Origin of the sequence: Rhodococcus sp. 27YEA15, assembly GCF_049739425.1 — a bacterium.
Classification (GTDB): domain Bacteria; phylum Actinomycetota; class Actinomycetes; order Mycobacteriales; family Mycobacteriaceae; genus Rhodococcus_F.
In genome coordinates this window covers 368,104-394,388 of sequence record NZ_JBMHHW010000002.1, presented here as the reverse complement: position 1 = coordinate 394,388, position 26,285 = coordinate 368,104, and the positions used below count along the sequence as shown (strand labels likewise).

At 59.6% G+C, this 26,285-nt stretch carries 25 protein-coding genes; 13 read left to right on the top strand and 12 right to left on the bottom strand.

Features of this window, described 5'->3' with window-relative positions; translation table 11 throughout:
- Window positions 1-8 precede the first annotated feature (8 nt).
- Together ABH922_RS26810 and ABH922_RS26805 are read right to left on the bottom strand one after the other, a co-directional pair.
- Window positions 9-1,040, bottom strand: a complete 1,032-nt coding sequence (locus ABH922_RS26810) for a PDR/VanB family oxidoreductase (protein WP_424810064.1) — start codon at window positions 1,038-1,040, stop codon at window positions 9-11.
- 64 nt (window positions 1,041-1,104) lie between these two features.
- Window positions 1,105-1,230: a hypothetical protein gene (locus ABH922_RS26805; RefSeq protein ID WP_424810063.1), complete on the bottom strand. Its 126-nt coding sequence runs from the start codon at window positions 1,228-1,230 to the stop codon at window positions 1,105-1,107.
- Between the two features lie 359 nt (window positions 1,231-1,589).
- Here ABH922_RS26805 and ABH922_RS26800 point away from each other — a divergent pair, with 359 nt between their 5' ends.
- The 3 genes from ABH922_RS26800 (at window position 1,590) to ABH922_RS26790 (ending at window position 4,731) form a co-directional block, all read left to right on the top strand.
- Window positions 1,590-2,594 carry an alpha/beta fold hydrolase gene (locus ABH922_RS26800; RefSeq protein WP_424810062.1) on the top strand — a complete coding sequence of 335 codons (1,005 nt, stop codon included), beginning with the start codon at window positions 1,590-1,592 and terminating at the stop codon, window positions 2,592-2,594.
- 84 nt (window positions 2,595-2,678) lie between these two features.
- Window positions 2,679-3,890: a cytochrome P450 gene (locus tag ABH922_RS26795; protein ID WP_424810061.1), complete on the top strand. Its 1,212-nt coding sequence runs from the start codon at window positions 2,679-2,681 to the stop codon at window positions 3,888-3,890.
- Window positions 3,891-3,975: 85 nt separating this feature from the next.
- The gene (locus ABH922_RS26790) at window positions 3,976-4,731 is read left to right on the top strand and encodes an alpha/beta hydrolase (RefSeq protein ID WP_424810060.1); all 756 of its coding nucleotides are present in this window, start codon (window positions 3,976-3,978) and stop codon (window positions 4,729-4,731) included.
- 100 nt (window positions 4,732-4,831) lie between these two features.
- On the opposite strand, the gene ABH922_RS26785 is transcribed toward ABH922_RS26790, so the two are convergent.
- The 4 genes from ABH922_RS26785 to ABH922_RS26770 all read right to left on the bottom strand — a co-directional run bounded on the left by ABH922_RS26785 (window position 4,832) and on the right by ABH922_RS26770 (window position 7,370).
- Window positions 4,832-5,764: a sugar phosphate isomerase/epimerase family protein gene (locus ABH922_RS26785; protein ID WP_424810059.1), complete on the bottom strand. Its 933-nt coding sequence runs from the start codon at window positions 5,762-5,764 to the stop codon at window positions 4,832-4,834.
- 94 nt (window positions 5,765-5,858) lie between these two features.
- Entirely contained in the window at window positions 5,859-6,422 is a 564-nt protein-coding gene (locus ABH922_RS26780; RefSeq protein WP_424810058.1) for an enoyl-CoA hydratase/isomerase family protein, read from the bottom strand.
- The gene (locus ABH922_RS26775; protein WP_424810057.1) at window positions 6,307-6,657 is read right to left on the bottom strand and encodes an enoyl-CoA hydratase-related protein; all 351 of its coding nucleotides are present in this window, start codon (window positions 6,655-6,657) and stop codon (window positions 6,307-6,309) included. Before ABH922_RS26775 ends, ABH922_RS26780 begins: the two co-directional genes overlap by 116 nt.
- Window positions 6,658-7,124: 467 nt before the next feature.
- Window positions 7,125-7,370 carry a nuclear transport factor 2 family protein gene (locus ABH922_RS26770; protein ID WP_424810056.1) on the bottom strand — a complete coding sequence of 82 codons (246 nt, stop codon included), beginning with the start codon at window positions 7,368-7,370 and terminating at the stop codon, window positions 7,125-7,127.
- A 790-nt stretch (window positions 7,371-8,160) separates the two neighbouring features.
- On the opposite strand from ABH922_RS26770, the gene ABH922_RS26765 reads away from it, so the two are divergent.
- The 6 genes from ABH922_RS26765 to ABH922_RS26740 all read left to right on the top strand — a co-directional run bounded on the left by ABH922_RS26765 (window position 8,161) and on the right by ABH922_RS26740 (window position 15,114).
- Window positions 8,161-9,198 (top strand): zinc-binding dehydrogenase, encoded by a 1,038-nt coding sequence (locus ABH922_RS26765; protein ID WP_424810055.1) that lies wholly within the window; start codon window positions 8,161-8,163, stop codon window positions 9,196-9,198.
- 457 nt (window positions 9,199-9,655) lie between these two features.
- A complete protein-coding gene (locus tag ABH922_RS26760) occupies window positions 9,656-10,651 on the top strand; it encodes an ABC transporter ATP-binding protein (protein ID WP_424810054.1) in 996 nt (331 codons plus the stop codon).
- Window positions 10,651-11,535 carry an oligopeptide/dipeptide ABC transporter ATP-binding protein gene (locus ABH922_RS26755; protein WP_424810053.1) on the top strand — a complete coding sequence of 295 codons (885 nt, stop codon included), beginning with the start codon at window positions 10,651-10,653 and terminating at the stop codon, window positions 11,533-11,535. Before ABH922_RS26760 ends, ABH922_RS26755 begins: the two co-directional genes overlap by 1 nt.
- Complete coding sequence (locus ABH922_RS26750; protein WP_424810052.1) at window positions 11,529-12,470, top strand: ABC transporter permease; 942 nt, start codon at window positions 11,529-11,531, stop codon at window positions 12,468-12,470. The genes ABH922_RS26755 and ABH922_RS26750 overlap by 7 nt, the downstream gene beginning before the upstream one ends.
- A 30-nt stretch (window positions 12,471-12,500) precedes the next feature.
- The gene (locus ABH922_RS26745) at window positions 12,501-13,487 is read left to right on the top strand and encodes an ABC transporter permease (protein ID WP_424810051.1); all 987 of its coding nucleotides are present in this window, start codon (window positions 12,501-12,503) and stop codon (window positions 13,485-13,487) included.
- An 88-nt stretch (window positions 13,488-13,575) separates the two neighbouring features.
- The gene (locus ABH922_RS26740; RefSeq protein WP_424810050.1) at window positions 13,576-15,114 is read left to right on the top strand and encodes an ABC transporter substrate-binding protein; all 1,539 of its coding nucleotides are present in this window, start codon (window positions 13,576-13,578) and stop codon (window positions 15,112-15,114) included.
- A gap of 306 nt (window positions 15,115-15,420) precedes the next feature.
- On the opposite strand, the gene ABH922_RS26735 is transcribed toward ABH922_RS26740, so the two are convergent.
- From ABH922_RS26735 to ABH922_RS26720, 4 genes are all read right to left on the bottom strand, one after another.
- Window positions 15,421-16,119 carry a GntR family transcriptional regulator gene (locus ABH922_RS26735; protein ID WP_424810049.1) on the bottom strand — a complete coding sequence of 233 codons (699 nt, stop codon included), beginning with the start codon at window positions 16,117-16,119 and terminating at the stop codon, window positions 15,421-15,423.
- 647 nt (window positions 16,120-16,766) lie between these two features.
- The gene (locus tag ABH922_RS26730) at window positions 16,767-17,441 is read right to left on the bottom strand and encodes a GntR family transcriptional regulator (RefSeq protein WP_424810048.1); all 675 of its coding nucleotides are present in this window, start codon (window positions 17,439-17,441) and stop codon (window positions 16,767-16,769) included.
- 495 nt (window positions 17,442-17,936) lie between these two features.
- Window positions 17,937-18,737, bottom strand: coding sequence for an SDR family oxidoreductase (locus ABH922_RS26725; RefSeq protein ID WP_424810047.1), 801 nt, complete (start codon window positions 18,735-18,737; stop codon window positions 17,937-17,939).
- A 31-nt stretch (window positions 18,738-18,768) separates the two neighbouring features.
- Window positions 18,769-20,076, bottom strand: a complete 1,308-nt coding sequence (locus ABH922_RS26720; RefSeq protein ID WP_424810046.1) for an amidohydrolase family protein — start codon at window positions 20,074-20,076, stop codon at window positions 18,769-18,771.
- A gap of 401 nt (window positions 20,077-20,477) precedes the next feature.
- On the opposite strand from ABH922_RS26720, the gene ABH922_RS26715 reads away from it, so the two are divergent.
- The 4 genes from ABH922_RS26715 to ABH922_RS26700 all read left to right on the top strand — a co-directional run bounded on the left by ABH922_RS26715 (window position 20,478) and on the right by ABH922_RS26700 (window position 24,541).
- Complete coding sequence (locus ABH922_RS26715) at window positions 20,478-21,815, top strand: amidohydrolase family protein (protein WP_424810045.1); 1,338 nt, start codon at window positions 20,478-20,480, stop codon at window positions 21,813-21,815.
- Between the two features lie 126 nt (window positions 21,816-21,941).
- Window positions 21,942-22,856 (top strand): phytanoyl-CoA dioxygenase family protein, encoded by a 915-nt coding sequence (locus ABH922_RS26710; protein ID WP_424810044.1) that lies wholly within the window; start codon window positions 21,942-21,944, stop codon window positions 22,854-22,856.
- Window positions 22,857-22,894: 38 nt separating this feature from the next.
- A complete protein-coding gene (locus ABH922_RS26705; protein ID WP_424810043.1) occupies window positions 22,895-23,734 on the top strand; it encodes a hypothetical protein in 840 nt (279 codons plus the stop codon).
- A gap of 51 nt (window positions 23,735-23,785) precedes the next feature.
- Window positions 23,786-24,541, top strand: coding sequence for an HpcH/HpaI aldolase family protein (locus ABH922_RS26700; RefSeq protein ID WP_424810042.1), 756 nt, complete (start codon window positions 23,786-23,788; stop codon window positions 24,539-24,541).
- A gap of 303 nt (window positions 24,542-24,844) precedes the next feature.
- Here ABH922_RS26700 and ABH922_RS26695 read toward each other — a convergent pair whose 3' ends face one another.
- Together ABH922_RS26695 and folE are read right to left on the bottom strand one after the other, a co-directional pair.
- Window positions 24,845-25,183, bottom strand: a complete 339-nt coding sequence (locus tag ABH922_RS26695) for a carboxymuconolactone decarboxylase family protein (protein WP_424810041.1) — start codon at window positions 25,181-25,183, stop codon at window positions 24,845-24,847.
- A 315-nt stretch (window positions 25,184-25,498) separates the two neighbouring features.
- Window positions 25,499-26,110 (bottom strand): GTP cyclohydrolase I FolE, encoded by a 612-nt coding sequence (gene folE / locus ABH922_RS26690; RefSeq protein WP_424810040.1) that lies wholly within the window; start codon window positions 26,108-26,110, stop codon window positions 25,499-25,501.
- Window positions 26,111-26,285: the final 175 nt, after the last annotated feature.

Below are 26,285 nucleotides of genomic sequence, written 5' to 3'. Positions count from 1 at the left end.
CACCTCAGCTAGAGATCCAGCACCAAACGCCCACCCCGACAACGCGAGACACACACCATCAGCATCTCGCCGCTGTCCCACTCCTCAGGACTGAGCACGGTGTCTCGGTGTTCGATATTCTCGCCACCGCTCAGGACACTCACCTCACACGTCCCGCATGTCCCCTCCGAACACGAGGACAACACTCGAACACCGTTGTCCCGGAGAACTTCCAGGACCGATCGGTCTTTCGGCACCGTCAGGACGGTATCGCTGCTCCCGAGTACGATCTCGAACTCCGCCTTCGTCGACTCGTCGACGACAAGAGGCTCGAACCGTTCGATGTGCACGCTTCCGCTTGGCCAGTTACTCGCAGCGGACACCGTCGCGTCGAGGAACGGCGCCGGGCCGCACGCGTACACCGAGGTTCCGGGGCGAGGATCACGGAAGTAACCGGTCAGGTCGAACAAACCTGATTCGTCATCTGCATTGACGATCAGCCTTTCACCGAACCGTTCGGTCAATTCCGGCAGATATCCCATGGATTCGCGACTCCGACCGCAGTAGACGAACGTGAAATCTGCTCCTGCACTCAGCGCCTGTGCCGCCATCGGAATCATCGGCGTGACGCCGATGCCACCGGCCACGAAAACATAATCCGAGGACGGTTCCAACGGAAAATGATTTCGAGGGCCACGCACCTCGATGGAGTCACCGACCTGAAGGGTGTCGTGCACGAAGATGGATCCACCTCGGCTTCGCGGGTCGCGGAGAACGCCCACCCGATACGACGAACGGTCGGTGACCGAACCACACAGGCTGTACTGACGGATCATCTCGCCGGGCATCACCAGGTCTATATGGGCACCAGGTTCCCACGCCGGGAGTTCTTCCTCCGATGTCGACCGAAGTGTCAGCGAGACGACCTCCGGCGCCAACCGAACCTTCTCGACAACAGACATCTCCAGCACCGGTTCGTCGCATGCGACGGCAGCACTCGTCCCGCTCGTCGACTCGGATATGTCTGGCCTCGCCGAAGTCGTGGGGGCGATCGGTGTCATGAATTCCTCCTTGGACGTCGGATGATGTCGTATCGAGCACCGCGGCTGCGTAGCCTGCACCAGCTCAACCGCGGACACGCCCGCCGGGTAGGTCCGCGGGCCGTACGAGACCCACTCCGGCCAGGACGCGAACTGCGAGTGGATCCTCGAAGTGCATGTCCGGGCACGAAGCACGGATGTTGATCGGCATCCCCCAGACCTTATGCACATGTGACGGGCGCCTCACCTGAGATGCGTTCGATTCCTGAACGTGGAACGCAGCACTTCTCGAGGTGCGCACGCCGGGCCAACGGGAGCGCATTGCGCAAGTTTCTTTCCGTGGAATCCGTGACACGAGCCTGACAGACGTGGCGCAGATCACCTACGTTGATCGCATGATCGACGCGATGCCAGTCGTGGACGCGTTCGTCCACGAGCACACTCTTTCACCGACACACGCTCGTACCCGGTCCGCCGAATCCGTAACTCTTCCGGCATGTTCGCACTTGCTTTCTCGGAAAACGGAATTCGCCGTCGAATGCGGCCGGGCCGCGAAAGACGCCGTGACCTATGCTGCCCACTGAACCGACCTCCGCCGTGCCCGCAGCATCCGTGGTGAGCGGGTCAGCCGAACGACTGGTGGCCCAGGTCAACGGAATCACGATGAGCTACCTCAGCCAAGGCACCGGTCCCCTCGTCGTCTTCATGCACGGATTCCCCGACCTCGCCATCTCGTGGCGTCGGCAGATGAAAGCCGTTGCCGACGCCGGATACCGGGCGATCGCACCGGACATGCGCGGCTACGGAGGAACCGACGCACCCGAGGACGCCGACTCCTACAGCCAGTTCCATCTCGCCGGGGACATCACCGGCCTGATGGACCACCTCGGAGCGAGCTCCGCAGTCCTGGTAGGTCACGACATGGGCGCCACCCTGGGGTGGACCATCGCTACGCTGGTCCCGGCCCGGGTTCGCGGCGTGGTCATCGCGAGTGTCCCACATAAACCTCGCGGCGCCGGCGCACCGGTCGAATCTTCGCCACAACGCTTCTACCAGAGACTTTTTCAGGACGTCGGTATCGAGGAACACGATCTGGACGAGAAGGTCGACACGTTCTTGCCCGGTATCTTCGATCGCCTCAGCGGAAGCTCCGAATTCGGCGCCCCACCGTCTTTGATGGTTCCGGAGGGCGGCCACTTCAGCGATCTGTTCACCCCGCCCAGCGCAGCGCCCGAATGGATGGGAGCAGAAGACCTCGGAACCTACGTGAACACCTTCCGCCGAACCGGATTTCGCGGTGCGTTGAACTGGTATCGCAATATCGACCGCAACTGGCACACCGCCGCACCCTGGGCGCCCGGACATGTCAGCGTTCCAGCGAGTTTCGTCGTCGGAACCGCCGACGTCACCTATGCGCTCTTCCACGCGAACGGTGTGATCGACAGTCAGCGCGATCGAGTACCGCTGCTCCGAGAATCACGCATCCTCGACGGCGTCGGCCACTGGACAGCCCAGGAATCCCCCGACGAAGTCAACGACGTGATCTTGACCTTCCTCGCGCATCTCGACTCGTGACCGGCAAGGCCTGCGCCCGTTCCGTTCCGACAGTGTGACAGACACCGACGTGCCCCCCGAGCACACGACGAAAGGACACTCATCGTGTCGACCATCCCCGCTCTGGCAATCGACCCCTTCGAGGACGCAGTCCTGGCCGACCCCACGAATTTCTTCGCCGACCTTCGCGAGGCCGGCCCCATCGTGAAGGTGGAACAGAGTGAAGGTCACGACATCGTCGCGGCCGGACGTGACTCGATCGTTCGCGCGATCTTCGAAGATCACGACAGTTTCGTCAACAGTCGAGGCGGCGGCATTCTCGATCTCGCGCGTGACGAACCCTTCCGAACCCCCGGCGTACTCCAGGAGACGGACCCCCCGTACCACAGTGGAGTCCGGAAAGTCATGACAGACATCATCTCTCCTCGCCATCTGCGCTCGCTGAAGAACTCCTTCCAGCAGACCGCCGACGAAATCGTGGACACGTTGCTGGAGATGGGCGAGTTCGACGCTCACACCGACCTTGCAGAAGCCTTCCCCCTACGGGTCATCCCTGACGCGATCATGGGCGTACGGCCTGGTGGCCGCGAGAACCTTCTGCGATACAGCACCTGGCTGTTCGAGTCCATGGGGCCCCGAACTCCGCGCGCGCGTGCCGTCATCGACAGCGTCGAGAACATCGAGGGTGCACTGGCCTGGGTTGCCGAGAGCACCCAGCGAGAAAACGTGGCCGAGAACAGCTTCGGTGCGAAGCTGTGGGCCGCCGTCGACGAAGGTCTGCTCAACGAGAACGAAGCAGGTCTGATGACCCGCTCCTTGGTAGGTGCCGGCGTCGATACGACGATCTACGCGCTCGGTCTGACGTTGAACCTGCTGGTCGACAACCCCGGTGAGTACGCAAAACTGCACGATCAGCCCGGACTCGGAAAGTTCGCCTTCGACGAGGGAATGCGGTGGGGATCGCCGGTCCGTCAGATCTGGCGCACACCGTCACGAGATATGGAGATCGCCGGGATCCCGATTCGAGAAGAACAGAAGATCATGCTCGTCATGGGAGCCGCGAACCACGATCCCGATCGCTGGGGACCGACCGCCGGGGATTACGACATCGAACGCGACTCGAGCGCACAACTCTCGTTCGGGCGAGGTATCCATCAGTGCGTCGGCGCACCGATCGCACGCATGGAAGCCGACGTCCTACTCAGCACACTCGCCAGACGAATCAAGAAGATCGAGCGAGTGGGCAAGTCGGTTCCGTTGCTCAACAACAGCCTTCGAGGATGGTCGTCGATCCCGGTTCGTGTCGAAGCAGCATAGCTATCGTGTCGAAGTAGCATGGCCGCACCAGCGTCGGTCTTGAGCCCGGCCTGACGTACCTTACGACACGAAGACGAGGAGCTCGATGAAAGACCCTGACACAGCGGCACGACACCACTTCGTGCTCGTCCACGGATCATGGATGGGTAGCTGGTGTTGGGACGCGCTGGCAGACCGACTGCGATCCCGCGGCCATGTCGTGGATACCCCTGATCTGCCGGGGCGCTCACGCACCGCCGCCACTCCCCCGTTCACACTGGATGACTACGCCGCAGTGGTGGAAGCGTGTGTGCGAGCTGCCGACCGACCTGTCATCCTGCTCGGTCACAGCTTCGGCGGCATCGTCGCAACCCAAGCTGCCGAACGCGTCTCAGATGACGTCCACACCCTGGTGTACCTGGCGGCCTTCGTCCCGCGTCCCGGCGCCGGGCTGGCCGAATTGGCCTCGATTCCGGAATTCGCTTCCTCACTCGCATTGAAACACGCTGTGAACGACGCAGTCGAGGGAACTCAGACATTGCCGGCTGACGTCGCCCCACAGGTGCTGTTCAACCAGGTCGCTACACCCTTGGCAGAGCGATTGTCGGCCCGTCTTGTTCCCGAAAGCCTCGGCCCGCTCACATCTACTCCTGTCGTCACCGCGGCCGGAGCTGGGTCGGTCGATCGCGTCTACATCGAGTGCACGCACGATCACGCAATCCCCCTGAATGCCCAACGCGCGATGGCTGCCGCGGCCGGGATCAACGCGGTCTCCACGATCGACTCGGATCATTCGCCGTTCGTCTCCCAGTTGGATTCACGCGTCGATCATCTGGACCTACTCGGTTACCCGACGCCCTGACGCATTTCGCGGGCGCCGAGCACGGGTGCTCGGCGCCCGCGAAACCACTAACCGGAGAAACGACTGCCACTGCGGCAAGGCAGTCACCTCGTCGGCGGGCTCACGAAGTTGAAAGTCTGCCTTCAGCACGAAGATTCGTCAATGCCGACGCGTATACACGCTCGAACTCCTGCTTGGTCTCACGAATGAAGTCCACATGCGGCATCTTCCAGTAGGAGTCCGGGAAGTCGTTCCCGTACGACCCGTCGTCGGAGAAGACCTCCATCTCCCAGTAGCTGCGGTAGCCCGCAGCGATCAAGGCCTCGATGATGGGGCCGGCCGTCGCCCGTCCTCGACCAGGTAGTTCCCGGTCGAAACCGCTACGCTCGTCGATCCTCGCGTCACACACCTGAACGCTGTTGATGTAGGGAGCGTATTTCGCGATACGGTTGATCAGATCCGGCTCGGGCCAGCTGTGAAAAACGTCGAACATGATGCCCAGACGGGGACTACCCACTTCGTCGAGCATTTCGGCCATCGCCGGAAGGGTATGCACCGGACAACCACGACGCTCTGCCAGCAACTCGAAGCCGATCAGTACGTCATTGGCCTCGGCAACCTCGGCAATGGTCCGCAAATTGGGGATCAGTTCTTCTATCGGTCCAGCCGGCGCCGACGCGTCACCGGTGGTTCCCGGTGCAACAGCGACTACGGCCGGCCTGAACTTGGCCAACCGTTCGATGCTGCGGCAGATCAACTCTGTCCGCGCTTCCGGATCCTTGGGTGTACCCGGTAGATCGAACGGAATCCCCAGAATCGAGTGCCGCTCCGGCACCGCAGTGCTGGTGGCGATGTTGTGTGTCGCCATGAACTCGAGTAACTTCTCGTCTTCTCCGTCGACGAACTTGCCCTCCCACAGGCCGACCGCCGCGGCGCCGACCACCGCCGACTGCTCGACGTCGTCGTAGATCGAATTGTGCGGCGTCGAGTACGAGCACATCGCGAACTGGGGAGCCTCGACATCTGCGAACGAACGTGGCTGAAGGGGTGTCATCGTCAAAACCTCCGGTTGGTGTTGCATCGACACGACGCTACCGAGCGGGCCGTGGCCGGTGGCACCTCGGAGAACCTATTCCTTTGACCGGAACTCACGCACCCTCGAACGAGGCCCGTCGAGGGCCGTTCTCCACGAACGACTTCAACCCCACCTCCGCATCACGGGTAGCGAAGACACCGGCGAACAACGCATCTTCCAGCCGCAAGCCGTTCACCAGGTCGAGGTCGAGCCCCCCGTCGATCGCACGCTTGGCGGCTCTGACGGCGAGCGGCGCTCGATCGGCAAGTTGTCGTGCCAGTTTCACTGCCCGTTCGAATACACGATCCGCATCGACAGCTTCGTCCGCGAGACCCCATTGTGCGGCAACCTCACCGGTGACAGTCTCCCCCAGATAGATCAACCGCTTCGCACGTTGCACGCCGACAAGACGTGGAATCCGTTGAGTACCGCCACCCCCGGGAATCAGCCCGAGATGCACCTCCGGCAGCCCCCACGTCGCATCCGATGCAGTGATCCTGAAGTCCGCCGCTGCGGCAAGTTCACAACCCCCGCCCAGCGCGAACCCGACCACTGCCGCGACAACGGGAACCGGAATGTTCGCCACAGCTGCCACGGCATCCGAAATACGCCTCTCTACCTTGAACGGCGAAGACACGCTCCGACCCCGCCATCTCCTTGATGTCGTCTCCGGCCGCAAAATGCCTCGGCCCGTAGATCACGACCGCACCGAGATCTCGCTGCAACGACAGGTCAGCGGCGACTGCGATCAGAGCGTCTTTGGCAGCAGAGTCCAACGCATTGACCGGTGGGCGATCAATTGTGACAATCGCGATGGGCCGTGCCCCAGCGGGCGCATCGTAGTCGACTCTGATCGCGCCGTATTCGCTCATCTTCGCGGCCCCTTACCTGTTGCGCTGTCTACCATCGACATCACTGTAGACGTGGCATCCGGCTCCCGTGCAGACCAGGTCGTCACCACGAAACACGCTCGGCAAGGTAGCATTCGGGATTGTCCAGACCAGGTTCACCGAGATCGTTTTCGTGCCGCGCCGAGACCCTCATCGGAGACCGAAGCACTCAGGTGACACCCTACGTGGCTACGAGGAACCAGACATAACGCACAGCAGAAATCTGGTCTCGTCCTGCGTTCCCGAGGAATCCCGACCACGCGGTGCCCGTTCCTGCCGCACCGAACTGTCCTCCCTTGGCGACTCGTGCACTGGTTCACTCACCCGATCATGCACACGTGCGTTCTGCACCCGAGGATTACAGCGCTGTAGCCGTTCGGCCCCGGTCCTGGTAGCGGCCCGTTGCGCCAACAGTCGATCCCGAAACCAGGGGTTCTGAATCAGGACCATCACGTACGCCGCTCTCGTAACGTCTTCGCAGGCGGGCGCGGCATGATGTTGGTGGTGGCATGTTTGGACCGGTTCGAGCTGTCGCGGTGAGCGATCGCGAATGCCCGCAAGGAGACGCGTCCTTGCAGACTAGTGCCGAGAGCCGGAATCTCGGGAATTCCGGCGGTAGCGAAACAGTCACTCCAACCATCATCGTCACCGCCGTCGATCGCACGCGCATATCGAGCACAGATCCAGAATCGCAAGGTGGTCTTCTATAGTGAGCGCCTGGTCACTCCAATACTCACGGGCCGGGTGGAATCGTGCGAGGAGTGAGCAGCGGCCATGGACCTACATTGACGGTGATCGACGATTCGTCTTGATCGCGGCGATCATCACTGGACCACCATCGCGCGGCTCGCTCGCGGAGCGTCTTCGCAGATTGTCATGCGTCAACGATTAGTTATCAACTGTGACAATGAATTCCGAATTATTCCCGAATCCCGCTGACGCTCTGACAAGATGGAAATTCCGGAGTGTGTACACCAGATACCGACTCGAAACTGGCCACCAGATACCGACTCGGAACTGGCTCTGCCCGCAGCCAAGAACGACGAACACGTCAAGCACGCGGGGCGCACCCGAAGGCGAGCGGCATCGCACTGCCGACCCGCAACATACCGATGGCCACGAATAGACGAGAAGCGATTCCAGGACCGGCGCGCTATTCGAACACCTCCCCTCTATCCATCTGCGCAGACATCCGCTCGACGTCTTTCAGCCTCGACCACCTCCCCGAAACGAGCTTGGGCTGATCAGGGACACGGGCAACATCGACCTGGTCTACGCATACACATTCTTCGGCCACTCATCTGCATCAGCGCTCGGCCATTGCTTGACAGGCGGTACGTGCCGTCATAGTTTATGCATACAAAATTTTACTTCATCATGAGTGCAAATATTCGGCATGGAGACCTTCAGACTGCAGCGGTCTCGACATCGACCAGAACGGTCGAGTCGTAGACCGCTTCGAACGAACGAACGGACGGAACACCAATGGCTCCCGAGAACCCCGCGATCTTCCTCAACGAATACGCACTCGGCGGACAACTGACGAAAGACCACTTCTCAGTCCGAAACCACCCGCTGCCCACAATCCCCGACGGCGGCCTCCTCGTCGAAACCACACACCTCTCCGTCGACCCCTACATGCGTGGATGCATGACCGGCCTCGGAAACTACTACATGCCACAATTCGCACTCGACACACCACTACACTCCGTAGGCATCGGCACCGTACTCGACACACGCAACCCCGACTTCACACCCGGCGACCTCGTCCTCGGCGCACTCGACTGGTCCACCCAGTTCGTCTCGGACCCGACCACCGCCCACCTCCGACGCCCCGGCGGCGCACTCCGACGAATCGAACCGAACACACTCTCACCCTCACACCACCTCGGCGCCCTCGGAATGACCGGCATCACCGCATTTTTCGGCATACTCGCAGTCGCCAAACCACGATCCGGAGAGACCCTCCTGATCTCCAGCGCAGCCGGCGGCGTCGGATCCATCGCCGGCCAAATCGCCAAACTACGCGGCGCCCGCGTCATCGGACTGACCAGCACCAAAGAAAAACGAGACGCCCTCCTCGAACAGCTCGGCTTCGACGCCGCCCTCGACTACCGCTCCCCCACCCTCACCGACGAACTCCACGAACTCATGCCCACCGGACCAGACATCTACTTCGACAACGTCGGCGGCACACTCTCCCAAACCATCATGTCCACCATGCACCAACCCGCACGCATCGTCGAATGCGGCCAAATCTCCACCTACGACAACAACGACGGAGGCTGGATGGTCGACGTCCGCCCCATCCACGGACGCGGCCTCCGCTTCGAAGGATTCAACCCCAAACTCTACGCCGACTTCCACCCCGCCGCCGTCGCACAACTCACCCACTGGATCCACACCAAAGCCCTACACCCACTCGAAACCGAACACCACGGATTCGACTCCATCGTCCCCGCCTACCTCGACATGATGCAAGGCGGAAACATCGGCAAAACCATCATCAACATCGAACACTGACCCCGCACCAGGACATCGAGCCGAAAAGTATCAATTTACCTGTACCCAAATGAATTTCGGCTAGGGAAAACGCACGTACTTTCGACCGCGTTCTATTGCACCGGCGCGATAGACCCCGGTATCGCTGATCTTCATACGAATCGAGCCGTCACACAGGGACACGGAGGCCGGTTACGAACATCGAACATTTCTGAATATTCGATTGCAATATCAATCGAATACTGTTGATCAGCAAAATGATTCACAACTTTGACGATATCGTTACATCGAATACCGAGCTCGACCGAGTCGTATCGCTCGGCCTCATCGTGAAGAACCACTACCAGTACGCTCCTGATCTATCTCTCTCGCTCGAGGTTCGATACAGACGAAAGAGTCAGATTTCGATCCCACGCTTGGTCCATGAAAATCATCCAAAGCAAGCACAGAAGCCGCAAGCAAGGAAGCAGGATTACCGGTGCCATACGACAATGTGCTCGAAATTTCTGATCTGAGCGTTGATTTCGTCACAGATCGAGGAGTAGCTCGCGTAGTGGACAACGTCGGTATCACTGTTCCGGCGGGAACCACGGTAGGACTGGTGGGCGAGTCCGGTTCGGGTAAGACAGTGACCTCACTCGCCGTGATGGGTCTGTTACCGACCAAAGTTTCCCACATCACAGGGTCGATTCGGATCTGTGGGCGCGAAGTCGTCGGACTCGGAGAGGACGAACTGTCGAACATTCGCGGCGCCGACGTGTCGATGGTGTTCCAGGAACCGCGACGCAGTCTCAATCCTGCTTTCACGGTTGGCCACCAGATTGGAGAAGTACTGCGACGACACGAGGGACTATCGAAGAAGGCTGCCCACATACGAGCGGCCGAACTACTCGAGATGGTCGGAATCGACAACGCGAAACGGCGCGCATCAGCCTATCCACACGAGTTCAGTGGCGGCATGTGCCAGCGAGTGATGCTCGCAGCGGCCATGGCGTGTAAACCTCGATTACTCATTGCCGACGAACCGACGACAGCGCTGGATGTCACCGTTCAGAAGGAAATGTTGCGCTTGATGAAGGAACTCCAGCAAGAATTCGACGTTGCGATACTGTTCATCACACATGATCTGGGTGTGGTTGCGCAGATGTGCGATCAAGTCAACGTGATGTATGCGGGACAGGTCGTCGAGTCGACAACCACCGACGGTCTGTTCGACGATCCTCGCCACCCCTATGCCGAAGGACTGATCGAGGCGATCCCTGATCCATATTCAAAAGATCGGAAGCTCAAGGCAATTGCCGGTGCAGTGCCGGCGCCGTGGGACTGGCCGACATCCTGCCGATTCAACCAGCGCTGCCGTTACGCAGTGCCCGGGGTGTGCGATGCACATCCGGTTTCGCTGCACGCGACACCCGACGGGGGCACTGTCCGCTGTGTACGCAGTGACGAGTTGGAACTGAGAGGGCTGGCGTAATGGCAACGCTGTTGGATGTGAACGGTCTGAACAAATACTTCTCGGGACGCCGAAAAATGTTCGGCAAGAGCGCCAGTGTGCACGTCACTCGCAATGTCTCGTTCACTCTCGACGGTGGTGAGACACTCGGGATCGTCGGCGAAACAGGCGCAGGTAAATCGACCGTAGGGCGTCAGGTTCTGCGGCTGATCGAGCCGGACTCCGGGTCGGTTCGCTTCCATGGAGACGAAGTCTTGTCGATGAAGGCTCCTGCCCTTCGGTCGTTTCGACAACGAGCGCAGATGATCTTCCAAGATCCGTTCAGTTCGCTGGATCCACATCTCACGATTCGTGATGCTGTTGCCGAGCCCTTGACGATACATCGAAAGATGTCCCGCGACGAGCGTGACGAGCGGGTTCTCGATGTCCTACAACGCGTAGGTTTGCGCCAGGACCAGCTGCAGAAGTATCCCAAGGAATTCTCAGGGGGTCAGCTGCAAAGGATCGCGATCGCGCGGGCTCTGATTACCGACCCCGACTTCATCGTCTGCGACGAGCCTGTCGCAGCTCTCGACGTCTCGATTCAAGCTCAGGTCCTCAATCTGCTTGTCGATCTACAAAATGAACGAGGCATGTCGTATCTGTTTATTTCACACGATCTCTCACTCGTACGCTTCCTCGCACATCGAGTCGCGGTGATGTATAAGGGCGAAATCGTCGAACTCGCGACGTCCGACGAGATCTTCGAGAACCCCCAACATCCATATACGAAGAGTCTGATCTCGGCGATTCCGCAACTGCGAAGGCGGAACTCGAGTCGTCAAGTCGATGCGATGTCTGACGAATCGGATTCTGAGCCAGTCCTCGGGGAAGACCTCGTGGCCGACAAGGAGTTCTCATGTTGAAGATCGTCGGCAATCGCATCCTCGCAGCGATACCCATGCTGTTGTTCGTCAGTTTCTTCGTGTACGTGTTGCTCGACCTGATTCCCGGCGATGCCGCGGAAAGTCTCGCCGGAGAAAGCGCTCCCCCCGAGAGAATCGAAGCTCTCCGGTCGGAGCTCGGGCTCGACAAGACCCTGCTCGTACGCTATTTCGACTGGGTCGTCGGTGCAGTACAAGGAGATTTGGGACGCTCTTTGTACAGCTCGGAATCCGTCACCCAGATCCTTCTCAGCCGACTTCCGGTCACTCTCTCGTTGACGATCGTCAGCATGTTGTTGGTGGTGACCGTCGGTATTCCCCTTGGAATCTACGCTGCCATGCATGCCAACTCCAAGATCGATCGTGCGATCACCGCAATTTCCGGTGTAGCACTGGCAGTTCCGGCATTCATCCTCGGTCTGATACTGGTCGTCGTCTTCGCGATAACAATGCCGATTCTTCCCGCGACCGGATACAGCCCGATCGGAAACGGTATCGGCGATTGGTTGCGGCATCTCGTCCTCCCGGCGCTAGCACTGGCCAGTGTCCCCGTTGCCGAGTTGGCAAGGCAAACGCGAGCCGCGATGATCGACACCCTGGGGAAGGACTTCGTTCGGACAGCAAGAGCAAAGGGGCTGCGACGCTTCGACGTCGTAGGTAAGCATGCGCTCAAGAATGCCGGTGTTCCGATCGCCACCGTTGTCGGTCTTCAAGTCAATCGCGTCTTGACCGGAGTCGTGACAGTCGAAGTCGTATTCGCACTGCAAGGATTCGGTGCGCTCGCCGTGAATTCGGTTTTCAGCCGCGATATTCCGGTGATCCTCGGTTTGGTCGTCGCGACAGTCCTCATCATCGCGGTCGTCAATGTAGTCGTCGATCTGTCGTACGGCTACTTCAATCCTCGGGTTCGGCAGTGATGCCGCCCAGACTGACAATTGGTGAATGACATGACAGAGAAACAACTAGCGAGGCGTCTACGTGCGAGTTCGCCTCCAACTCCGGCCTCTGCTCGGGACGATTCGCTGTCCTCCCTGCCAGCGCCTTCTCCGAGGCGGTTGACTCGCGTCCTGCGGAACAGTCGCCCGTTGCAGCAGTTCGTACGCAACAAAGCTGCTATGGCATCGCTGCTTTTCCTAGTTTTCGTGACGATGGCTGCCGTTCTCGGCCCGATGCTCGTACCACACGACCCCAACACTCAGGATTTGTCGAATACCCTCCAGGGACCAACCGGTGCACACTGGCTGGGAACCGACGATTACGGCCGCGACGTGTTGAGCCGTCTTGTCAGCTCCGCAGGGGTGACTCTGTTGGCAGTGGTCGAGGCAGTCGGTATCGCCGCCGCCATCGGAATTCCCCTCGGCCTGTTCTCGGGTCTGGTCGGTGGTTGGGTGGGCGCTTTCCTGAGCAGAGTATCCGATGCCATCCAGAGCCTTCCTTCATTGATATTCGCTATCGCGGTCGTCGCCGTACTCGGTATCAGCCTCACCAACGCAATGCTCGCGATCGGAATAGTTCTCGCGCCCTCCCTCTTCCGTCTAGCTCGTGGGGCCGCGGAATCGGTTGCCACCGAAACCTATATCGAGGCGTGTCGTGCGATCGGATGTTCGAACTGGCGATTGTTGTGGCGCCACGTGCTTCCGAATGCTTCCTCCCCCCTGTTGGTTCAAGTGTCGTTCTCCGCAGGGGTCGCGATCGTCGCCGAAGCAAGCCTGAGTTTTCTCGGAATCGGTGTGCAGCCCCCGAACTCATCGTGGGGAAGTATGGTCCGCAGTTCGTTCGACACCATCTACGCCGCGCCCGGTCAATTGATGGCCCCATCGATCATGATCGTGCTGACCGTCCTTGCCTTCTCCACATTGGGTGACGGGCTCCGCGATTCATTGGAAACCACGGGAACTACCAAGTCACTCAAACTCTTCTCGAAGAAAAAGTAGACGATCTCGGCAACTCCGCTCGACCTCACATATTCCGATCCTGAAATCCTATCCGCCGAACTGCGTGCGGACCTCGAAGGAGCTTCGCTTGAACACCACGACGAGACGCATCGCCCTGATGTGCTCCGCTGCCCTCATCTCCATGGGCGCGGTGTCATGTGGGACATCTGACTCCGATACAAGCGGCCATCTACGCATCGCCACACAGTTGCCACCGATGGGTATGAATCCGCACACCGCCATCTCGGAGGTTCGATCGTATCCATACTTCACCCCGGTCTACGACAGGCTGACTCAGATGGTCGTCGGCGACGATGGGCTGGCCGAAGTTGCGCCGATGGTGGCTACGGAATGGACAACATCGGAAGACGGGCTGTCCACCGTATTCAATCTGCGCGACGACGCCACGTTCTCGGACGGAGCAAAACTCGACGCAGCAGCAGTCAAAGTCACTCTCGATCACGCCATCGCACCGGAATCGTCTGTCGGCAATCTATTGTCGATGATCACATCCACCGACGTGATGGACGAATACACGGTCAGGATCAATACCAATCGTCCGGATGTCGATCTTCCGGCGACACTGTCCAGTCCCACCGGAGCTTTGATCAGTCCGAATGCCATCGACAACCCCGATCTGGACGTCAACCCCGTCGGTTCAGGGCCGTACACAGTTACATCTGTGAAGATCGGCGACAGCGTCGAGTACAAGCGCCGCGACGATTACTGGGACTCGTCGGCGCAGGGCGCGGAGACAATCACGATCAAAGGAATGACGGATCCGAACGCGCGCCTGAACGCACTACGCTCAGGCCAAATCGACTTCACGCAGCTGACCATCGAACAGTTCGACCAGGCGTCGTCCCTGGGTTCTCGTTTCGAAGTCCACAGCTATCCCAAGACCACTAACGTCGCCATGATGCTGAATATCGACAAGCCTGCATTGTCCGATGTGCGGTTCAGGCAGGCCCTGAACTACGCCGTCGACCGTGATTCGATCAACAACAGTCTGCTGGACGATCAATGCGCTCCTACCACGCAATTGTTGGCCAGTGGAGTAGACGGGTTCCTGGCAGCGCCACCGGCCGACTACACCTACAACCCCGAAAAGGCACGGCAGTTACTAGACGAAGCCGGTATCGACAATGTGACTCTCAATGTGGCTCTGAGTAAATCCAGTGTGTACTTGCAGAAGGTCGCTACCGCTATGGCCGATCAACTCGCAACTCTCGGAATCGATCTGCAATTCAAGAAGGGTGATACCGATCAGTCGATGAGCTCGTTCCGAAGTGGTGAAGTCGACGGATTTCTGACGACCCGCTCCGGATATGCAACTCCCGGCCTCACACTGAGCCAGAACTTCCTCAGCAAGTCACGATTCCCGGGCACAATTCCCGACGAACTTTCCACCGCGATCTCAATCGGATCGAATTCCACATTGACCCCCGCCGATCGGACCGCTGCCTACGAGCAGGCATCAGCGGTAGTGAACGGAGGCGCCCTGGACTTGTACGTATGCAAATTGGGTGCGCAGGTCGCGTACACGGACAAGGTAACCGGAGCCGACAGAATGGGCGGATCCGCGTACATGAACGGATTGGATCCAAGGTATCTCGGAATCAGCTGACGTCAAGGCAGCCAAGCGGGCACGCGTTGAGCGTTTGGATATTCGGGACTGCCCCCACACCACACCTGCCCCAACTCCACTGACGGGCAGACAATCGGCCTGCGTTCAACCGGCCGGTGCGCTACTCGCGTGAGTAGCGCACCGGCCGGTTGCATGCAGACGCACGGATCGCAATATTCCCTACATGATCCGCGTTTCGCTTCAATTGAGGTCGAATGATTTATAGAGCAACAACTTTCACTTCCAATTGCCCTAGTATCTTTCTGCAACAAGATAAATAGACACGTCTTTCGCACCGGGCACAGTTCAGCGTGGCGCGGCCAGCAACCCAACTACGACATCCTCGCTGGCAGAGCGATGACCGGAGCACAGTTCAACCAACGCAGCGAGGTCGAACCTACGCAGGGAATCGACGATCGACGCGTGTTCGTTGACGATGCGCCTGCGAGTTTCCGGTAGCCATAGATACGTGGCCCGATAGCCCTCCGACAGATGCCAGAGTCGACGTGCCTCACGGCGGAACAGGTTCAGCGGTGAAAGATCGAAGATCGCGAAATGGAACTCGCGGTTGAACCGAAGCAGGTCGGTGATGTCGCCGATTTCCATAGCGGACGCCATCGAGGCATTGAGGGATTCGAGTTCGGTCAGATCTGCTGGTGTCGGCCGGGTAACACTGAGCAACAGCTCGGCTTCGATGATCGCCCTCAGGCGATACACCTGCGCGAGTTCGTCGACATCGAGCCTGGCGACTATATAGCCCCGATTCTTCTCGTAGCTGACAATTCCCTCGGATTCGAGGGTGCGCAACGCTTCTCGTAACGGGCTGCGTGAGACGCCGACCTTACGCGCCAGTTCTACCTGCCCGATCTTCTCGCCGGGAAGTAGCTCACGCCTCATGATCAAGTCGCGAATATGATCTTGCGCTTGGCGCGTGAGCTCGGCAGCTTGATTACGGCGAGGAGCTTTAGCCCCGTCACCGGCCTCGTCGCTGATTGCTGTACTCATTGCTCCACAAGTTTCGATCGGAACAGGCACTTCCTGGCCGAGAGTCGGACGGGAATCGTGATGCCTGTCGAGTTGATGAATTACACCTTACGTCAGGGTACACATATTTGTGCACAAATTTGCATGCTGTGAGTAGGTCAACATTGCATTCATTTTAGTGAGCAAATCACATCCGGTTAACACCCAAATCAGTACGTCAGAAAGAACCGAACCGCAGAACTTTCGAATCTACGAGACTTGGATGGGCCTGCGCACGTACCGCAACCTCTGCGCGGGCAAGAGGAAGTTGCCGGCACGATGCTCAATGAGACGAACTCGCAAGGGCACTTCGATCGCGGATCGTCACGATCATGTTTTACACAGCCCAGCCGGCATTCGACTGTCGACACGGAAGCACAACAAGTCCACGCCGAAAATAACGACAAACAGATCTGGCGCTAAAGCCAACACTTCTCGCATCGTGGAGTCTACGCCGGGAAGAGAAGCCGATTCACGTCGGAGAACCGCCCGTCCATACGGATGTCACATCGCCGGTAGCCCGAAATCGATTGCGAGAGCTATCCATCGCGACACCAACCATGGACCTGCAACGACGGTCACCGTCACTTCAAGGCAGGCGATTAGTGAGGTACAGCCTCGAACACTGATCAGTCGAGACGAGGGAGACCTACGATGACGTCGACGTTATTGGAACGCATCCGACTGAAAGCCGCCAACAGGCGCTTACGATCATTGTCCCGAAGGGCCTCGAGCGCTTGCCGATGACCTTTGACGATTCGGGCCATGGTGGCCGGCGGCCACTGGTATGTCGCACGGTATGCAATGGCTTGATTCCAGAGTCTGTCCAGTTCCCGCCGGAATACGGCCCGGTCGGACAGCGAGAAGATCACGATCTGAAATTCGCGATGCGCACGAATTATCCGGACACTGTCGCCGGCCTTGGCCGCAGCAGCCAACTCGTCGACCCACACTTCTGCATCGGCGAGCACCTCCGGTGTCGGGCCGCTGATGCTGCGCAACAGTTCGTCCTCGATCAATGCTCGAAGCCTGTATATCTGCGCAAGATCGTTCAAGTCGAGTTTGGTGACGACGTATCCGCGGTTGGTCTCGTAGGACACGACGCCTTCGGATTCGAGTGTTCGCAGAGCTTCACGCAGCGGGCTGCGTGACACGCCGAGTTGCTGAGCAACCTCGACCTGTCGGATTTTCTCCCCGGGGAGGAGCGTACGAACGCCGATGAGTTCGCGCAGCTTGTTTGCCGCATCGCTGGCGAGCTGAACCGCCGCGGGGGCCTCCTCGGCCAGAGCCTCGCTCGCCATCATTCCTCGCCCTCACTCAACTACTTCAGCACACTCGTCGATCGACAAACACGCACAAACCACCGACACCACGCCACCCGTACATTCCGACCTGAAGTCGGCGTTCGAGATGAAGCTCAGCCCTTACTTGCAGCGATCATACATGTAACTTTGAATGCAGATATAGGGTCGAAATCCAACATATGGGCCCGAACAAGTCGAGTTCTCGACTACAGTGCTCCTCTTCAAATGCAATAGCAAGAGCTCGCGCCGAACGCAAATCTACTGCGGATCGACCGACTGCGTACACATTTACGGTGCAGCCGAAGCGGCCGGCAGGGCACTCGTTGTGCCCCGATTCCGGATGGCTCCGCTACGTCAGCACGCGGGAGGGCACCTCGAGTGCGTGCCCGATTCGTTTCGGCATACCGCCGGCAGGGGCTGACTGCCGGAAGTATGCCGAAACGTGTTCGGCTGCTATAGCAACTTGCGCTAGAGCATGCGCACATCACGCATGCATCACGGAGCGCCGACCAGCGGCGACGGTGACGTCGGATTGAGGAGAGCGTCGTAACCGCCGTCGCAGAACACCACGGAACCAACAAACGGCGCGCCGTCCGGGCCGACAAGGAAGTGGGCAACTCCGGCGACCTCGTCCGCCGTCAAGGTACGGCCGGCCGGAACGGCTGCCATCACCGCCGTCGCATTACTCGCAAACTCCCCGTCCGTGAACCGTTCAGCGAACATAGCTGTATCCGTGTTGCCCGGCGCCAGGCCGTTCAACCGAATTCCGGCACCGATCCAGTCTGCCGAAATCGCCTGAGCCCGCATCCACCTCATCTGTGCGATCTTCGACACCGGATAGGAAACATCTGAGTTCAACTCCTCGTCCGCTGCTCTCTTGGCCTTGACCTCGTCGCCGTCCAGACAAAGTTGCACCAAGTGTTCCGGAACTGGATTCCGATGACACGAGATGGTGTTGGAGCACACTGCAAGTGCAGTCGGATCGATCCCCTGGCTCAACAACGGACGGAGACCCATGAGAATCTCGACAGTACCGAAGTAGTTGACCGCCACCAATTGCGATGGGCGCCGGCCCGTTGGACCTATTCCGGCTGCTGCCACGACTACATCGAGCGCGCCCTCCGAAAGTCTGTGTACCTCGTCGATCGCAGACCGTCGTCCGTCCGATGTTCCCAGATCTACTTCGATGTCCGCTCCAGCCAGATCTATTCCGATCACCCTGTGGGTCGGACGAAGACGCTCCGCAAGCGCAGCCCCGATCCCCGATGCCGAACCCGTGACAACGGCGATACCCATCAGAAGTCTCCTACCACGCGCTCCTGCTGCATCACCGTTCGCCGATCGCATTCTCGGCGAACACCGGACTCAAGCTCTCCTCAGGGACATCAGGCAGCGATGTGGGGATTTGATTGATTTCGTCAACTGTCGGCCCGATCTTGTCCGCGATCTTCTGCATGGCCTCGAGATCAAATCCGAACACCTCGATCGCATTGAGGCCCAGCATCGCGGCGATTTCGTCCTTCGGAACGCCGGGGAACGTGTGAGCGATGGCGTCCCGCGAGTAAGGGAAGGTACCCTCCGAATGCGGGTAGTCTACTGCCCACATGATCTTGTCGACGCCGATCTCGTACCGCTTCTCGGCCTCCGACGGCAGGAACAAACTAGAACCGAGGAAGAAGTTACGCTTGAAGTACTCACTCGGCGGCATCGAGAGGGTGCGCATCGACGGCGTCAGGAAGGCCAGCAATCCGTTCTCGTTACTGCCCGCATGGTAAAGAGAATCAAGGCGGCGCAGGTGATCGGGCACCCATGACGAACCGCTCTCGGACAGGACCACCTTCAGACCCGGATGGCGTTCGAGTACACCGGCGAAGATCAACTGCGCAACGCAACGATGGTTGAAGAACTGCCGCTCGGCGAATCCGATAGCGATCTCCCCGAGACTTCCCGGCGTACCGTTCGCCTGCTCCGGCGGCGCCGAGGAGTGTTTGTGGATCGGGACGTCCAACTCTTCACAGACAGCCCACAGCGGCTCGAGGGATACGTCCTGCATCGGTCTGGTACCGCCGAGGGGGCCATCCATTGGGAGCAGAATGCCGCCGCGCAGTCCCATCGCCTTGATCGCGCGCACTTCTGACACGGCATCGTCGACATCGTCCAGGAGCACTTGGGCGATCCCGGCTCGTCGCTCCGGAGCCTTGTCGCAGAAATCTGCCAGCCAACGGTTATGCGCCTGCAGGCCTGCCCATCGACGCTCGTACTCGGCACGAGATGCAGGACCCTTACCGGTCAACACCGATCCCGACATGAACGGGGGAGCTGTATTGGGAAAAATCACTTCACCTGCGACCCCATCGATATCCATGTGTTCCAGTCGCGTCTCGCTCTCCCAGTTCAGCGGACTATGCCAGGATGCAGCCCCGGCGAGAAGCTGATTCTTGTCGACGCGAAAGTCGTCGCGCTTCATACGCGGATCCACGAAATCCCACGGGTTGGTGTAGGCCGCAGCCCACACGTCGAACTCGTCGTGCCACTTCTTTTCGAGAAAAGGCTTGTACCCCAAGAGATCGGATCCAGCATGGTTGTCCGCTGAGATCACGACGTAGTGATGGTCGTCTGTTATCTGCTGTGCCATTTCGAACCTCCGTTGGGTGACTTGAAAACGTCTGACACCGAAAAATGTGTGCAGTTATTACGACGTTTTGTCGATGGTAGATAGCCGCAGCCAATAGAGTCAAGGTTCGAGACCGAGATATTCGCAGCACCCAGCCCTTGACAGCCAAGAGGGTTAGTCGTACGTTTATGCACACAAGAACGTATACAAAAATGCGCACCGTGAACATGAGTGAATACCTCACATTCGCACCAATCTTATTCACCCAGTATGGATCTCAGGCACTACCGGTACGGTCGAGTTGCGCTCAATCGACAGGATCGAACGACGATTCTTCGGATCGAATCCGACATCTCTCTGCCTCGGACGATGCCCCATCCACACTCGGCACGGATGCGCGAACAACAACAAGGAGTACGACGATGGTGTCGGTGCTAACTGAACGTGGGACGACTACCGCAGACGGCACGTCCTCAGCGGCGAAGCCCGTGGCGTTCGTTTCCGCAGATAGTCACATAGGTCCACGAGCTGCCGAGGATCTTCGGGCCTACTGCCCGAAAGAATTACTGGACGACTACGACGCTTGGCTGGTCGCCGTGACCGAAGCGGGTAAGGACAGTGCCTACGACCATCGGCACGCCGGTAATCCAGGACGACTCGAGCGCCTGCGCATGAACGACATCTCCGGCCACTACGACATGAACGCCAGAATCGCGGACATGAACCGTGACGGGATCGCCGGTGCCGTGGTCTTCCACGGCAGTCAGAACCTCGAACCACTCCCCTTTCTCGATTCCGTGGGAACGCGACTCTTCCGCACCGGCGGCAACGACGAAATCCAGATGGACCGCGAAGCGCTGGAGAAGGTCAAGGTCGGCCTGAGGATGTACAACCACTGGCTTGCCGATGTGTGCTCGATCGAGCCGGAGCGCCATGCAGGCCTTGTCCACCTGCCGATCTGGGATCTCGAAGCCTCGCTCGAAGAGCTCCGCTGGGGCTACGAGCACGGACTGCGTGGAGTGAACTTCCCGGCGCCCCGAGCCGGAGTGCGTAACTTCGACGATCCGGCATGGGAGCCCTTCTGGGCCGCGTGCGAAGAATTCAACATGCCGCTGACCACCCATGCCGGCGTCGGTAACCCTGCAGACTGGGCCGGGCCGATCTCCGGAGTGCTGTCCCAGCTCGAAGCGACCGGATTCAACGTCGTCAAAGGTCTGCATCGACTGATCTTCTCGGGCGTGTTCGAACGGCACCCGAATCTGAACATCGTGTACACCGAGCAGGCAGCGCAACCGTCCATGTGGTGGCCCGGCGCGTCGCAAGAGTACGACCACGTCTGGAAGAAGCGTTACTGGCAGGTCGGCGAGCTCTGCCCTCGGCCCCCGTCAGAGTACATGCGCGAGAACGTATTTCTCGGAGCCAGCTTCCTTCATCGCGCACCAGACGAGCCGTGGAAGGCCCAGCGTGGAGGATGGGACGGCAACGTCTTGTGGGGATCCGACTACCCGCACACCGAAGGTGCCCTGGTAGAACATGGCGATGGTACGTCGACGATTCGAACGTCGTTGGCACACATTTTCTCCGGGACCAGCGAGCGCGCAGTCCTCAACATCGCCGGCAAGACCACGGCGGAGGTGTACGGAATGGACTACGCCGCGTTGGAGAAAGTTGCCGCCAGGATCAATGCCCCCACCCTCGAAGAGTTGGCCGTTGCGCCACGGGAAGAGGATATCCCGGATTACTGGGACGGTGACGATTAGACCTCGAACACCCGGCCGCCGCACGGAGGCCGGGTTTCGGTCCGTCTGAGCACCAACGTATTCCGACATCGGCGGAGGGGCCCTTCCGCCGCCATCCCGTACCTTCACCATCAGAGGAGAAAAATCGTGACGCAGTCTTCGAGCGCAACCGAGATCCACGACGAGCGGCGAAACGACCTGCCGCTACTCGATACCGACTACGTGGTTCCGGAAGGAGAAATCGAGAATCTGCACGCCCACGGGTGGGCTCGTCTGCCAGGCCTGCTGGACACGTCAGTCGTCACCGAACTTCGCGAGCGTCTGGCCGCCGAGCCACTGCGACCACTGGATGCCCTGGGAAAGAGCTACCGCCGTGCAAGTGGCGACACCTCCGCCGATACCGAAGAACAACCGGTCAAGTTCCTCGACCACGAACTCGATTCCAAGCACAACCAGAACCACGAGGGCATGGCGTGGCGGAATGACTTCTTCCGTCGAGTCGGCACCTCGCGACGTATCTCCGGTGCCGCAGTGCAGCTGATGCGTCGCGAGCAGGCAGCGTTCATCCAGGACATCTCGTTCTTCAAGCCCGGCGGCGGCGGCAGCCCGACTGCGATGCACCAGGACTACGCGAGCTGGCCGTTCGACCGCAAGGGCGCGATTACCATCTGGATCGCTCTCGTCGACGTCGCCGAAAACATGGGGCCGCTAGCCTATCTCGAAGACTCACACCTGGAAGGCCCCCTCGGACTCGCGGGCAAACTCGATGTCCGCGCCACTTATCCTCATCTTCAAGATGCGAAAGTTGTTGCCGGCAAAGCGCTCAAAGCAGGAGATGCTCAGGTGCACTGGGATCTCACCGTGCACGGTGCAGGCCCGAACGAATCCGATATCGTCCGCGAAGCCTACCTGACTCGATTCACGGGAACCGACGTGATCTACAACGGAATCGGGCACCCGCATTACGACACTCTCGGCTTGCAGATCGGTCAGGCCCTCGGTGAAAACGCCTCCTTCCCGCTGGTCGGGCGGAATGGCGAGATCTCCCGTGAGTCGCGCTGACCAGCTCCGAGCAAATCGCGAGAGAGGGTGACACCTAGATGCATGTAACTGATACCGAAGCACTGGAGTGGGAAGCCACACTCAGCAGCCGGGAAGGCAAGGTCTACCGCAAACTGATCCGCGAAGGCGAGATACTTCCCGGCGTCAACTACTACATTCGGATGACGAAATTCACCTCCGAAGAAGGACCGTTCCAAGCCCCTCGTCATCAGCACGATTTCGAGCAGATTCGGTACTGCATGGCGGGGGAACAAAGTTTCGGAGACGGATTCGTCAGCCGTACAGGATCATTGAGCTATTACCCAGCCGGCACCGAATACGGACCCGAATACATCGAGGATGCCGAACAGCTACTCATCCAATGGGGCCCGACCTTCGTCTCCAAAACCGACAACGATGCCGCAATCCTGCGCATGAAGGAACGCGGCGAGTTCCGCGGCGGCATGTACGAATACGTTGACGAGAACGGCGGCCTGCAACGCGTCGATTCTCTCCAGGCGATCTGGGAAGAAGCCTTCGGACGTCCATTGGTGATCCCGCCTCGCCGTTACGCCCAGATGGTTCTCGTCGATACCGACGCCTTCGAGTGGACACCCGGCGAGAGCGAGCACCTGCAGCACCGGCGCGTCGGCCGCTTCGGTGCCGACGATCTGGCTCTCGACGTCGTCCAATGGAGCAACAACGGCACACTCGATCTGGCAGCCGAACGCACCTCGCTACTCTTCGTCCTCAGCGGCGAAATCGAAATCGGCGGCATCCGCCACGGTAAGGGAACAACCGTGTTCTCCGACTTCGGTGACCGGGACGCGATCATCGGAATCGCCGGAGCCGAGATCCTTCGCGTCGGATTCCCGATCCAGTTGGCGGTACTGGCGTGAGCCCCGGCGGACACCACGAGCCTGCGACCCTGACCACAGTAAGGCGTGACAATGACTGGTAGCCATATCCGAGCGAAATGGGACCACGGAGAATCCGCTCTCGGCGGCTGGTGCATGACCGGATCCCCGTACGTTGCAGAAGCAATCGCCCGAGCCGGGTACGACTACGTATGCCTGGACATGCAACACGGTTTGATCGGCTACGAGTCGGTCGTACAGGCCCTGTATGCGCTCACCGGAACCGGCACGTCTCCCGTAGTACGAGTCCCCTCCCACGACAGCGGCATGATCGGTCGCGTCCTGGACGCCGGCGCCGAAGCAGTCGTCGTCCCGCTCGTCGAAACAGCCGAGCAGGCCGCAGCCGTCGCGAAAGCATGCCGGTATTTCCCTGAAGGCCACCGCAGCGTAGGTTCCATCCGCGGCGGATACAACCTGCAGGGACCGGTGGCGACAGTGAACAGGCAGGTCTCCTGCATCGTGATGATCGAAACGATGCGCGGCGTGGAAAACGTCGATGCCATCTGCTCGACACCGGGTATCGACGGTGTGTACGTAGGTCCCGGAGATCTCGCACTCACACTCGGCCTCCCCCCCGGGCTGGCACATCAACCGGGAGCGCATGCAGATGCCATTGCGCACGTAAGGGATCGGTGCATCGCGCACGGCCTCGTCGCGGGACTTCAGTGCCACACCGGGGTGGATGCGCGGATCATGCTCGATCAGGGCTATCGCATGGTCACCGTGACAACCGATTCCACGGTGGTACAAACAGGTTTCGCGGCGCAGCTGGCCGCGACACGCGACTAGCAGCCCGTCACTGCACGACACGAGGGCCGACGGAACACCGTCGGCCCTCGTGTCGTGTGCGTGCGAAACATCGGCATGCACTGCAAGCATCCAATTGCGCCATTCTGATGGAACTTCACCCACTCGATGTCGACATACGCAGCCGCCCCGTCGAATTCGAAGACGACATATCATGGAATCTCCACCAAGACATCGACATTTTTCACAGAAGGACCCGTCTATGCCCGGGAATCACCAGTGACCCGGTATGACTTGTTCGCATACCGGGTTACCGGAGCAGCTTCTCGAATACGCCGGAAGGTGTCAGCCCCTGGGCCGCCAACGGGCGAGTCTTTTCACCGCCGCATCGGCAGTATGGAGTGCCTTTCGCGCTACCTCGCGCCCCCCGAAAGGTGCTGCCTGAAAGATCGCTTCCTGAATCTCTTCCTTGGTGCATCCGCTGTTCAGCGCGCCGACTACCTGACTCGCCAGTTCCTCGAACCGCCCCTGCGCGGCAACGATGCCTATCGAAATGAGGCTGCGCTGTCGGGCGTCCAGGCATGGGCGGGCCCATAGTTTGGGCCATTCGATGGAGTCCAGTTCATCCAGTGAACGCGTGAAGTACTCGGGGTCCACCGTCTGCGAGTTGCATTCGTCCTGCATCTCTCACTCCTTTGTTTCACACAATTTTTGAGTGCATTTTTGACCACACTATTGCGAAAGTAGTCCACCCCATCGAAATCGGTCAAGGACTGAACTCGATCCGGTGGATAACTCATCCGAATGGCGATACTTGTGATATGCCCCAACCGAATACAGCTGGACGTCCATTCTGATCCGTTGGGAGAAACTCCCCGCCGCGCCACCGGACAGTTCACTGCCTTTTCACAGCGAACAAGGAACACCGATCGCAGTAGCTACGACGAAAGGTGAACGAGGGTCGGGCCATCACCCGACCATTGTCCTCCCGACGTCTGATCAACCCCGCAGAATGAGACTGAGAGCCTCCTGGCGAGATGCTGCGTCGGACTGGAAGATACCCCGTACCGTCGACGTCGTCGTGCGGGCACCCGGCTTACGAATACCGCGCATCGCCATGCACAGATGTTCGGCCTCGATTACCACGATCACCCCACTCGGGTCCAGTTTGTATACGACGGCATCGGCGATCTGACGGGTCAATCGCTCTTGGATCTGGGGGCGTTTCGCATAGAGGTCGACGAGCCGCGCCAATTTCGACAGGCCCGTAACCCGACCGTCGGATCCCGGTATGTATCCGACGTGCGCGACTCCGTGGAACGCAACGAGGTGATGTTCGCACGTGGAGTACATGGGGATATCGCGGACCAGCACGAGTTCTTGGTGCCCTTCGTCGAACGTCGTGCCAAGGACGTCGTCCGGGTCAGTGTGCAGACCAGCGAAGACCTCTCGATATGCGCGTGCTACCCGTGCGGGGGTGTCCATCAGACCCGGACGGTCCGGGTTCTCCCCTACCGCAATGAGCAGCTCCCGAACTGCTGCTTCTGCTCGATCCTGGTCGAATTCGGGTTCGACGCCGAACGAGACGAGTTCGCGAATGTTCACAGACAAATCGACAACTCTCCTTTCGGAACGTGGGTACTCACCCTGTGTGAGGACAACCGCAGCCACGGTCGACGAGAACGAGGCCACGGTCGATGGAAACACACTGGCTGCTGCAGCGGCATCGGCCGATTCCGCTCTGCCGTCCATGCCCGTGCGAGGATCCGTTTGCCTGTGACGGCAC